The following is a 12,340-nucleotide window of genomic DNA, read 5'->3' as shown; positions in this document are numbered from 1 at the left end:
CTTTATTAATATGCCCGAATTACCAGAAGTAGCCACCTTTGAGAAGTATTTAAGACATACGGCATTGCACAAAAAAATTACAGAGGTAGAAGTAGAAGATGAAAGAGTGGTACTTTGCACAGCTGATGAGCTTCGTGAAGGACTAATTGGCCAGACATTTGAGCAAACCCAACGCATTGGTAAGCACCTGCTGATCAGCCTTAGCAGTGGTCAGTATCTGAGTATGCATTTCGGGATGACTGGTAGACTGAGATATTTTAAAGACAGAGAAGATACACCACGCTTTACAAAAGTACTGTTTTCTCTGGAGGATGGTTACCACCTCAGCTATGTATGTCCCCGTATATTGGGTCGCCTGGGCCTTACCTCAGATGTACAGGCTTACAGCAAAAAAAAGAAACTTGGAGAAGATGCACTCAAGATTAGTCATGAAAGCTTTGCTAAAAAGCTAAAAAAAAGGAAAGGCCTGATAAAACCTATACTGATGAACCAGAGTGTAGTGGCCGGCTTAGGTAATTGGATTGTAGACGATATGTTATACCAGACCGGGTTGCACCCTGAAACACCAATGGTTGCCCTCGAGGAAACACACATTAAATCGCTGTACGACAAGATGCAGTACATCATCAGGACGGCGATAGATCTTGAAACACGCTATGATGAATTTCCTAAGCACTTTTTGATTACTCACCGGGAGGAAGGAGCTAAAAGTACGCTTTACGATGGCGATATTATCCGTATGGTAGTTAATGGGCGTGGCACCTACATTTGTCCGGTAGGTCAAAAACTGAAGGTATAATCTGGATTTACTTAGACTGATGTTAAATAAGCCTTTTTTTAAACGAATATAACTGCTTACAGTTCTATAGTTGTATTTACTTTTTCAACTAAAACAAAAGGATTATGGATACTGATAAGAATGTAAAGAATAAAGATGTGGCACATTGCCCGGTATGTGATGCTAATGCAGTAGAACCATGCCATGAACCGAAAATTGATGATTGCCCCAGAGGCGATGACAGAAAGGTAGACTAAATTATTGTTAGAGATATTTAAGAGAAGGGCTTCTATTACGGAAGCCTTTTTTGCTTTATATAAAAACACTAGATTAGTTACATAACCAACCTATACCAGAATGAAAACAACAGCACTCAAATTATGTAAACAGGGCTTATTCTGCCTTTTTATTTTCGCTCTACTATCAGCTTGTGCCAGCTCAAAGCAAGCAGCCAATAGCCCGGTAGGCACCTGGGACTATACCGTAAAAAACACTCCCTATGGTGATGTTAAGGGGCAGATGATTATTACCCAAAGTGGAGACACTTATCAGGGAGAATTGCGTTCCGAAATGGGTAGCCTTAAACTGGAAGATCTAAATATTGAAGAAAACCAGCTAAACTCAACAGCTATGATGGACGGCAATAAACTGGCTGTGGAAGGCTCTTTTGAAGGTGACTCTTTTAATGGAAAGGTAGTAGCAAGCAGCTATGATTCTTATCCGATGTCCGCTAGTCGGGTCAAATAAGAAAAGCCTTCTGTGACAACACAGAAGGCTTTTTTGATAAATTTTTGTATTACTGATTTTCGTAACGTTGCTGTGAGCTGGTCTCTACTTCGCTTACTTCTTCAGTAGTGTCATGTTCTTCACCAAAAAATTTGTTTTGCATGATCAGGATAATAGCTACGCCTACAAAAATAGAAGCATCTGCTATGTTAAAAATAGGCCAGAGAGCCATATAGTCTCCTCCCCAAATAGGTACCCACTCTGCTACTCGTCCCTCCCAGATATCAATATAAAACATATCAATTACCTGCCCATGAAACCAGGGTGTAGCCGCATCATAAGGAGCGTTATCCAGTAGTACGCCATAAAGGGCACTATCTACTACATTCCCTATTGCTCCGCCTAAGATTAAAGCTACAGACCAGAGTAAACCCTGGTGTACACCTTTTTTGGCCAGCATATAGAGGTAATAGCCAATACCTACCATAGCTACCAGACGAAAGAGGGTAAGAATAAGCTTGCCATATTCAGAACCAATCTGCATTCCAAAGGCCATACCTGGGTTGAGCGTATAATGAAGCTTGAACCAATCGCCAAAAACCGGAATCTGCCCAACAATACCCATATCCATATTAAAATGCACCAACAACTTAACCACCTGGTCTAATATGATAATGCCTATGCTAAGCAGATAATACTTGTAATACTTCACTGTTTATAGGGTTATGAGAAACATCGCTGCCCTCAGATTAAGCTTCAATTTTTATACGTACTTGCTGATCATCCAGATCCAACTCAGTAGCATCAGTCAGCTGATCTACAACATCCAGAGCAAGTGCCTGAGTTTCAGCACAAATATATTCTTTATGGGCGCTAACCGCACTTTCTACAGATACTACCTCTCCATTGGTAGAGGCCTCATTACTAAAGCGCTCAATTTTTATCTGTATCTTGTCCTGCACATCCAGCCCCTGATCTTTACGCAGGTTTTGTATACGGTTAACCAGATCGCGTGCCAAACCTTCTTTCTTAAGTTCTTCAGTCAGTGTTATATCCAGGGCTACAGTTATGCTTCCTTCTCTGGCCACTGACCATCCTGGTATATCCTCTGAGGTTATCTCCACATCCTCCAAAGTCAGGCCAATAGTCTGATCAGATAGCTGTAGCTCAAAATGATTCTCTCTCTCCAGCTGATTGATTGCGTCCTGACCTAGTTGGTTAATGGCTCCACTAATTTCTTTCATCTTAGGGCCATACTGCTTACCCAGTTTTCTGAAATTAGGTTTAATTTTCTTAACCAACACTCCGGATGCGTCATCAATATATTCAATATCTTTCACATTCACCTCAGAAAGGATCAACTGTTCCATAGCGCTGAGTTTCTGCTTGAAGGCCTCGCTCAGAACTGGTACCAGTATTTTAGATAACGGCTGTCGCACCTTGATCGTATGTTGCTTACGAAGTGAGTGTACCAGAGAAGAAGTGGTCTGTGCCATCTGCATTCTGCTCTCCAGTTCTTTATCTATTGCAGCTTCGTCTGCATCAGGGAAATCTGTCAGATGTATAGACTCAAAATTTTCCTTTTTAGTAATGCCGTTCAGGTCACGATACAGGCGTTCGGTGTAGAAAGGTGCTACCGGTGAAGCCAGCTTGGCTATGGTAAGCAGACAGGTATACAGGGTCTGATATGCTGCCTGTTTATCTTTTCCGTATTGCCCCTGCCAGAATCGCTTCCTGTTCAATCTTACGTACCAGTTGCTCAGGTCATCTATAGTAAAGTCCTGTATCAGGCGAGTGGCCCGAGTAGGCTCATACTCATTATAGGCACTTTCTACCTGCTTGATCAGGCTGTTAAGCTTGGAGATTATCCAGCGGTCACTTTCTGTCCTTTCGGTAAGGGGTACATCATCTTCTGTATAGGTAAAGCCATCCAGGTTGGCATACAATGCGAAGAAAGCATAAGTGTTTTGTAAAGTGCCAAAGAAGCGGCGCTGTACCTCTTGTACACCTTCCAGATCAAAACGCAGATTATCCCAGGGGTTAGCGTTAGAGATCATATACCAACGTGTAGCATCTGGCCCGTAAGTTTTAAGCGTAGCAAACGGGTCAATGGCATTGCCCAGCCGCTTGGACATTTTGTTACCGTTCTTATCCAACACCAGCCCGGTTGATACTACATTTTTGAAAGCAACACTATCAAAAAGCATAGTAGCAATAGCATGTAGTGTAAAAAACCAGCCACGAGTTTGGTCAACGCCTTCAGAAATAAAGTCGGCCGGATAGTTAGCTTCATACACCTCCTGGTTCTCAAAAGGGTAGTGCCACTGGGCATAAGGCATAGCCCCTGAGTCAAACCATACGTCAATCAGGTCAGACTCGCGGTACATTTTTTCTCCATTTTCGCTTACCAGCACGATATGGTCTACATAAGGACGGTGCAGATCTTCTTTGGCTAGTGCTTCATTGTTCTTTTCTACCAAAGCATGATCTTCGGCAAAAGCTGTATTTGCTTTGGCAACTTCCTCACGAAGTTCTGCTACTGAGCCTATACACTTCTCTTGCTTGCCATCTTCGGTTCGCCAGATTGGCAAAGGAGTACCCCAGTAGCGCGAGCGACTCAGGTTCCAGTCTACCAGGTTTTCCAGCCAGTTGCCAAACCTGCCGCTACCTGTAGATTCTGGCTTCCAGTTGATAGTTTTATTGAGTGCTATCAGTTGCTCTTTCATCTCTGTGGTTCTAATAAACCATGAGTCCAGTGGGTAATAAAGCACAGGCTTATCGGTACGCCAGCAGTGAGGGTAGGAGTGAACGTACTTTTCTACCTTAAATGCCTTATTCTCTTCTTTGAGCTTAATAGCTATTTTAACGTCAGTAGACTTATAGTTAGGATCGTTTTCGTCTTCGTCATCATAATTTTTTACCGGCATATCGGCAAAGTCTGTAATCTCTGCTACAAAACGACCTTTTTTGTTGACGATAGGTACATCATTGCCGTTTTCATCCTTTACCATGATACCGGGTATACCGTTCTGTTCCAGTACCCTAAAGTCATCTGCACCAAATGTTTTGGCCAGGTGTACCAGTCCGGAACCATCTTCAGTAGTTACAAAGTCACCGGCGATCACTGTAAAAGCAGGTTCAGGCAACGACACATAGGGTAGTAACTGCTCATATTTTATCCCTACCAAGTCAGAGCCTTTCATGCTGTCTATCACCTCAAACGGGATCAGCTTGTCGCCAGCTTTATAATCTTCTACCTTAAGGTCTTTGGCTTTAGGGTTAAAATAGGTGTCCATACGATCTTTTGCCAATATTACATTTACCGGCAGATGCGTGTATGGATTATAAGTTTTTACTTTTACATAGTCTATATTAACACCTACAGCTATACCTGAGTTAGCAGGTAAAGTCCAGGGTGTGGTTGTCCAGGCCAGCAGATAGTCGTTATCGCTGCCTTTGATCTTAAACTGGCCAGTAAGCGAAGTATCTTTTACATCGCGGTAACAGCCCGGCTGGTTGAGCTCATGAGAACTTAGTCCGGTACCTGCGGCAGGCGAATATGGCTGTATGGTGTAGCCTTTGTATAAAAGCCCTTTGTCATAAAACTTCTTGAGCAGATGCCATAGGCTTTCCATGTAATCCTTCTCAAAGGTGATATACGGATTATCAAGGTCTACCCAGTATCCCATCTTCTGGGTTAGGTCGTCCCACTGGCTTTTAAATTTCATGACGGCCTCGCGGCAGCGTTGATTGTACTCCTCTACCGAGATTTTTTTGCCAATATCTTCTTTAGTGATGCCCAGCTCTTTCTCTACCTGTAGCTCTACAGGAAGACCGTGGGTATCCCAACCTCCTTTTCGCTTTACCTGAAAGCCCTGTAGTGTTTTAAATCGGCAAAAAATATCTTTGATCGTACGCGCCATCACATGGTGTATGCCCGGGGTACCATTTGCAGATGGAGGCCCTTCAAAGAAGGTGAAGGTGGGTTTACCTTCGCGGCTATCTACAGACTTTTGAAAAACTTTTTGCTCCTGCCAATAGGCGAGTATCTCCTGCGCTATACTAGCGTAATCAGGATTTTTGTATTCTGGGTACTTCACTGTAATCCTTTATTTTTCGAATAACTCCGCAAAGTTATGATTTGATTCCTTTTTTATGCAATGCGAATCGATATAACAAGCATTTTATCGAAAAGATTTACAAAGGTGTAGCTGATCTGTATAGCAAAGCACTGATAAGAAACGGAGTAGGCAGCATCAAAAAAGCCTGCCAAAGTGTAATGTGGCAGGCTTCAATATCAATAGGCTAGGTTAAGGCTATTTTTTATTCTGGTCGCTAATCTCTTCAGTGCTTCCATTGTCTGAGCGGTCTAGCTTGTTAAGATCAATCTCCTCATCCTCATCTTCCTGATAAAACTCATCATAGTGCTCTATGAGGTGGAAAATTTCCTGATCATGTTTTTTTACCAATCCCTTACCGTTGTCAAATGCCATTAGCAGTGCGGGCAACACAGTCAAATTAGTAAACATGGCAATAAGCAGGGTCATAGAAGTTAAAATACCAAGATACATTGTCCCTCCGAAACTGGAGCCGGCAAATATAATAAAGCCAAAAAACAGGATAATAGAAGTGTATATCATACTGGTTCCTGTTTCTCTCAGGCTTTTGCTGATGGCCAGAGGAACAAAAGCCTTATTGAGCTTTAACTCCTGACGATATTTTGCCAGAAAGTGAATAGAGTCATCTACAGAGATACCAAACACAATGCTGAAGATAATAGCGGTGCTCGGCTTAAGCGGTATGCCTACAAAACCCATAACGCCAGCAGTAACGATGAGGGGTATCAGGTTAGGAACCAAAGAAATCAATATCATACGGAAACTGCCAAAAAGCATTGCCATAATTAAGGCGATCAGGCAGAAAGCCAGTAAGAGGCTTACGAGCAGGTTGTCTATCAGAAACTCATTGCCTTTAGTAAATAGCAGGCTTGCGCCGGTAATAATGACTTCGGTATCTTCTCCATCAAAAATTTCTTCGGCCTTGGGACGAATCTCATTATTTATCAGCTTTTTAATTTCGTTAGAGCCTATATCAGCTATTTTAAGCGAGATTCTGATTTTTTGTCCCGTGCTGTCACTAAAGTTGCTAAGAAGGTCCATCTGTGCGGATTCATTGCTTTGCGCATTACTATCTGCTGAGGTAAGGCCTTGTGCCTGTGAATTTTGCAGATATCGGAATACAAATGCTTTATCCCGATTGTCTGGTAGTGAGTAAAATGCCGGGCTATTATTGTAAAAAGCTTGGCGTGAGGCTTTAATAAAACCCACAATAGAAATGGGTTGAGAGATGCTAGGCTGCCCGGCCAGAAACTGCTCAAAGTTATCTACCTTCTGTAAAGTAGAAACCCGGCTGATGGCTCTCTTCTGATGTGTGTCTATGACCACCTCCAGAGGCATAATACCCGTAAAGTTATCTTCAAAAAATGCCAGGTCCTGTTTTAGCTTACTATCATTAGGCACATCATCTACCAGAAATGAGACTGCATCAATTTTAAGCATCCCATAAAGGAAGATAAGTACTATTACAATTGAGCCTGCCATTACTCTATATTTATGGCGGTGCACCAGAAGGTCAAGTACGGTAAGTAATCTGTCTATCAGGCTAAAACGTAAGTGCTTGAGCTGTCGGGAGTTTGGCGGTGGCAGGTATGAGAAGACAGAAGGGATAAGAATAATACTGACAAAAAACGTTGCCAGAATATTGAGCCCGGCTACCAAACCAAATTCTTCCAGTATAACAATATCAGTAAAGATAAGTACCAAAAAGCCTATAGCAGTAGTTACATTGGTAATCAGCGTAGCCAGACCAATTTTCTCTACAATATTGGTAAGGGCTTTTATTTTATCTCCATGACGATTGTACTCCTGATGGTATTTATTGAGCAGGTAGACGCTATTAGGAATACCAATAACAACAATGATAGGAGGCAAGAGGCCGGAGAGCACTGTAATGTCATAATTAAAAATGGCAAGGGTACCCATAGACCATACCACCATAATTCCAATAATAATAAGCGGGAAAACTACTGCATCCCAGGAACGGAAAAAAAGCAGTAGGATACAGGCAGTAACAATTACTGACAAAATAAGGAAAATGCGCAGTTCTGACTGAACCTTGGCATTCATGATGGTTCGAACAAAAGGGATGCCCGCATAATGAAGTTCTATGCCGGTAATCTCAGAGAAGCTAGTGCCTAGCTGCTGGATGTCCGGAATCAGCTGCTGGCGTTTGTCGGAGTTGAGAGTACCCTTTTCAATAGCTATGATAAGGAATGTAGCTCCGTTTTCTGGATTTACGAGTTGTCCGCTATAAAACTTGAGGTCATTGGCCTGTTGTAGTAAAGTGTCCAACCCCTCCTGTGTATCAGGAATTTCCGGAAATACCGCTTGTAGCTCAAACTGCTTGCTTTCTGTATTTTTAACCAGCTTTTGCATGTCTGGCAGCGACAGTACGTACTTAACCCCTGGCAGTTTGTTTACCTCATTGCTGAAGTATTTGAACTTCTGAAAGTTATCCAGCTCATAAAGGGCGCTGTCTTTAATGCCGATGGCCAGCAGGTTGGCATCTTCTCCAAACTGCTCTTTAAACTGACGGTAATATACCATGTCCTCATCTGAGGAGGGTACTGCTTCAACATAATCATAACTTACTTCCAGTTCCTGAGCTTTGTAGGCCATGAAAGCGGTGATGAGGGCAAGCAATATCATCAACCAAAGTCGGTACCGGATGATCGTATGGGCTATTTTAATCCACATGAAAGCGATACTAAAGGGGTAAATCTGTAATTAGACGAATGCAAAAATAAATACTGAAAAAATAGGATGGGTTATACCCAGTAGCCTTTTTTACTTATATAATAATAGAATACGTAAAGCAAATGTTATTGATTTTCAAATAGTTCTGAGCAATTATAATTTAAAAAAACAGTAGAGTAACTGAGCGATTAAGCACTTTTATACAATACTGTATTAAGCGGGTCTTGGTTCAACAATAATACCAATATACCGTATAAACGCGGCAGTTCACGCTTAAATGCCACTGGCCTTTCAAAGAAATTTTCTACGGCTACAGCAAAGAACTCTTTCATGTTTGTGGCTGCATACGCCCGTAAAAACTGATGTTCGCCACTCTTTATATCCTGAACAACAGCAGCAGCTTCTTGACTAAAAGCTTTCCAACTCTCTTTTGGTAGAAAATCATACTCATCATTTTCTATCATATTTTCCAACTCAAGAGCATGAGCCATCTCGTGTAAGCCTAAATTGTAAGAATCGTCAGGAATCTGATAACCTTTAAGAAAGTTTTTCCAGGAGAGTACGATAGCCTGAGCTTTGGGGTTGACCTCTCCCTTATGCATCCTTTTACTTATGACAGAGTAGTAGTTTTCCGGATAGATGATAATTCGCTTGAAATACTGTAGGGTTATTTCCGGCAGGCCAAATGTCAGCTGAACAGCCGAAGCGGCTATCAGTACCTTCATGTCGGGAGTAACCACACGAAACATACGTGGAATAAAAGATTTGCGATCAATAAAAATACATACCCTTCTTACAAACTCCTGCTGGTCAGGCTGGCTAAGCCTACGGTAATAGGCAAAGTGGGACTGAAGTATTTTTTTGATTTTTTGCTCGGCTACCACAGAAACGGCAGCCCTTTTAAATTTGATATAGGCATATAAAAAGTAAGCGCCCATAATAATGAGCGCTATAAACATACCTGTCTGGAATGAGCTTAAGTCTGGAGCGTATAACTGCTGTTCGTTCACCAGGTTTTAAGCTAGTTTTTCAAAAATTCGCTTCATAGAAGTCGCTTCTTCCAGTTTATGTTTAAGCTCTGTAATAGGAATTCGCTCCTGCTCAGTGCTATCGCGATAACGAATAGTAACCGCGTTGTCCTCTTTTGTCTGGTGGTCTACTGCTACGCAAAAAGGAGTACCAATAAGGTCCTGGCGCGTATAACGCTTACCAATGGCCGCGCTTTCATCATAAGTTACACGCATATCCATTTTTAGGTCTTCGTAAATAGACTTTGCAATTTCAGGTAGCCCATCTTTCTTTACCAGAGGTAGAATAGCCGCTTTTACTGGTGCCAGCGCAGGGTGAATTTTCAGGTAAATTCTGGTTTTTTCATTGCCCTTAGCATCTACTCCGGTATCTTCAGTATAGGCCTCGCACATCATCATCAGGAAGAGGCGGTCTGCCCCGATAGAAGTTTCAATAACGTAAGGAACATAGTTTTTACTGATTACGGGATCAAAGTACTGCATCTTTTTACCAGAGAGCTCCTGATGGCTCTTGAGGTCAAAATCAGTACGTGAATGTATACCTTCCACTTCTTTAAAGCCAAAAGGGAAAAGGTATTCTATATCAATAGCAGCATTAGCGTAGTGGGCCAGCTTTTCGTGTTCATGAATACGTAGCTTTTCAGTCTGTAGTCCGAGCGCTTCGTGCCATTTCATACGGATAGATTTCCAATGGTCAAACCACTCCATCTCTTCGCCTGGACGTACAAAGAATTGCATCTCCATCTGCTCAAACTCACGCATACGGAAGATAAACTGACGGGCTACAATTTCGTTACGGAAAGCTTTACCAATTTGAGCAATACCAAAAGGTACCTTTTGGCGAGCCGTCTTCTGTACATTAAGGAAGTTAACAAAGATACCCTGGGCAGTTTCCGGGCGTAGGTAAATCGTATTAGAATCATCAGCTACAGAACCTACTTTGGTAGAGAACATCAGGTTGAACTGACGCACATCAGTCCAGTTAGCAGTGTCAGAGATAGGGCAGCGAATGTCATACTCCACAATAAGATCATGCAGGCCTTTGAGGTCTTCTGCCTCCAGCAGGCTGTTCATCTTTTTTAGCAGCAGATGAGCTGTTTTTATCTCTCCATCAGCTTCCAGGCGAGCAGCGTGGTCTTCTATTAGCGTATCAGCACGATAGCGCTTTTTAGAGTCCTTATTGTCCACCATAGGATCGTTGAAGCTGTCCACGTGGCCTGAGGCTTTCCAGGTTTGTGGCTGCATAAAAATAGCAGCATCCAACCCTACAATATTATCATTAAGGCGAGTCATGGCCTGCCACCATGCCTGCTTTAAATTATTTTTAAGCTCTACGCCATAAGGACCGTAATCATATACAGCCTGTAAGCCGTCGTAGATTTCACTGGAAGGATATACAAATCCATACTCTTTCGCATGGGCAATCACTTTTTTTAGGGAGTTTTCCGGCTCCCGGCCCTGCGAAGCTACTTTGCTTTTATCTGCGGTATCTTTTGCCATAGGCACAAAGATAGGATAGTATAGCGTGGAATTACAAGATTAAAAGCAAAGCTTTTATAGCCTCATCATATTTTAGGGGCATTAAATGTAGGGAAACGATTAAGTTATATAAAAAGCTGGATGATGGGGAGGCTTAAGTTTGGTTGAATAAAAAAAACTGCCCGCCTGCTATAGTGCAGGTCGGGCAGCCTTACAAATTTTGTATCAGGAGTTATTTGTATTGCTCCTCGTAATACTGCTTATAGTCGCCAGAAGTAATGCGTTCTAACCATTCCTGATTAGCCAGGTACCAGTCTACGGTTTTTTCCAGACCTTCTTCAAACTGTAATGAAGGCTCCCAACCTAGCTCATTCATCAATTTTTTTGCGTCAATAGCATAGCGGAGATCGTGTCCGGCGCGGTCTTTCACAAAGGTGATGAGTTGCTCCGACTCTCCTTCGGCTCTTCCCAGCTTTTTGTCCATAATTTTGCAGAGTAGTCGCACAATATCAATATTCTTCCACTCATTAAAGCCGCCAATATTATAAGTATCGCCAACTTTTCCTTTATGAAAAATCACATCAATGGCCCGCGCATGGTCTTCTACAAATAACCAGTCACGTACATTTTCACCTTTACCGTAAATCGGAAGCGGCTTTTTGTTCTGAATGTTGTTAATGCAAAGCGGAATCAACTTTTCTGGGAAGTGGTACGGCCCATAATTATTAGAACAGTTGCTTAATACCACAGGTAAGTTGTAAGTATTGTGGTAAGCTCTTACAAAATGATCGGAGCTCGCTTTGGATGCAGAGTAGGGTGATTTAGGGTCATAAGAAGTCTCTTCTACAAAGAAGCCTCCATTGTCTAAAGAGCCATATACCTCATCGGTAGAGACATGATAGAACAAGTGTTTGTCCATGTCATCCTGCCATATAGCTTTGGCCGCATTAAGTAAGGTTACGGTGCCCACTACATTAGTAGTGATAAAGGCCATAGGATCTTTAATAGATCGGTCTACGTGAGACTCCGCCGCCAGGTGAATTACCGCATCAAACTGGTTCTTTTCAAAAAGCTGATTAATAAAGTCAGCATCGCTAATATCTCCACGGACAAAAGTATAGTTGGGCTTATCCTCTATATCTTTCAGGTTCTCCAGGTTACCGGCATAGGTTAGCTTATCCAGGTTAAAAATGCTGTATTCAGGATAAGTATTCACAAACAGACGTACGACATGAGAGCCAATAAAGCCTGCGCCACCGGTAATAAGTATTTTTTTAGTGGTGTTCATATTGTATTGCGATAATTAAGAAAGAACAAATGTATCTTTTTTTACTATTATTTCATACTAAAATGCAATGCTAAAGGTTTGTATGCTGCAAAGCTTTTAGATTTATCTGCATTTCATGGAGCAAATCTCAGAATCATGCGTTAAGCTTGGTACAATCATCGTGCAAATTGGTAATATTGCCCATGCTAAAAATGTTGTGATTGTATAGCGTGCAAGAGAATTAAAA

General features: G+C 42.0%; 9 protein-coding genes. 3 read left to right on the top strand and 6 right to left on the bottom strand.

The features are described 5' to 3' along the window. Positions 1-10 precede the first annotated feature (10 nt). The 3 genes from PZB74_RS05105 (at position 11) to PZB74_RS05095 (ending at position 1,525) form a co-directional block, all read left to right on the top strand. Positions 11-799 (top strand): DNA-formamidopyrimidine glycosylase family protein, encoded by a 789-nt coding sequence (locus tag PZB74_RS05105; protein ID WP_302241270.1) that lies wholly within the window; start codon positions 11-13, stop codon positions 797-799. Positions 800-903: 104 nt separating this feature from the next. Further along, entirely contained in the window at positions 904-1,035 is a 132-nt protein-coding gene (locus tag PZB74_RS05100; protein WP_302241269.1) for a hypothetical protein, read from the top strand. Between the two features lie 100 nt (positions 1,036-1,135). Beyond that, the gene (locus tag PZB74_RS05095; protein WP_302241268.1) at positions 1,136-1,525 is read left to right on the top strand and encodes a hypothetical protein; all 390 of its coding nucleotides are present in this window, start codon (positions 1,136-1,138) and stop codon (positions 1,523-1,525) included. A gap of 49 nt (positions 1,526-1,574) precedes the next feature. Here PZB74_RS05095 and PZB74_RS05090 read toward each other — a convergent pair whose 3' ends face one another. The 6 genes from PZB74_RS05090 to rfbB all read right to left on the bottom strand — a co-directional run bounded on the left by PZB74_RS05090 (position 1,575) and on the right by rfbB (position 12,114). Further along, the gene (locus PZB74_RS05090) at positions 1,575-2,216 is read right to left on the bottom strand and encodes a lipoprotein signal peptidase (protein WP_302241267.1); all 642 of its coding nucleotides are present in this window, start codon (positions 2,214-2,216) and stop codon (positions 1,575-1,577) included. Between the two features lie 37 nt (positions 2,217-2,253). Next, entirely contained in the window at positions 2,254-5,604 is a 3,351-nt protein-coding gene (gene ileS, locus PZB74_RS05085; protein ID WP_302241266.1) for an isoleucine--tRNA ligase, read from the bottom strand. Between the two features lie 216 nt (positions 5,605-5,820). Continuing rightward, positions 5,821-8,319 carry an efflux RND transporter permease subunit gene (locus PZB74_RS05080; RefSeq protein ID WP_302241265.1) on the bottom strand — a complete coding sequence of 833 codons (2,499 nt, stop codon included), beginning with the start codon at positions 8,317-8,319 and terminating at the stop codon, positions 5,821-5,823. A 188-nt stretch (positions 8,320-8,507) separates the two neighbouring features. Then, a complete protein-coding gene (locus PZB74_RS05075) occupies positions 8,508-9,329 on the bottom strand; it encodes a zinc-dependent peptidase (RefSeq protein ID WP_302241264.1) in 822 nt (273 codons plus the stop codon). Positions 9,330-9,335: 6 nt separating this feature from the next. Continuing rightward, positions 9,336-10,847, bottom strand: a complete 1,512-nt coding sequence (locus PZB74_RS05070; RefSeq protein ID WP_302241263.1) for a glycine--tRNA ligase — start codon at positions 10,845-10,847, stop codon at positions 9,336-9,338. A gap of 211 nt (positions 10,848-11,058) precedes the next feature. Beyond that, complete coding sequence (gene rfbB / locus PZB74_RS05065; RefSeq protein WP_302241262.1) at positions 11,059-12,114, bottom strand: dTDP-glucose 4,6-dehydratase; 1,056 nt, start codon at positions 12,112-12,114, stop codon at positions 11,059-11,061. Positions 12,115-12,340 lie beyond the last annotated feature (226 nt).

The sequence above is a fragment of the Porifericola rhodea genome (genome assembly GCF_030506305.1).
Taxonomy (GTDB): domain Bacteria; phylum Bacteroidota; class Bacteroidia; order Cytophagales; family Cyclobacteriaceae; genus Catalinimonas; species Catalinimonas rhodea.
Note: the sequence above shows the minus strand (reverse complement) of the source record. Positions and strands in the feature narration are given on the sequence as shown.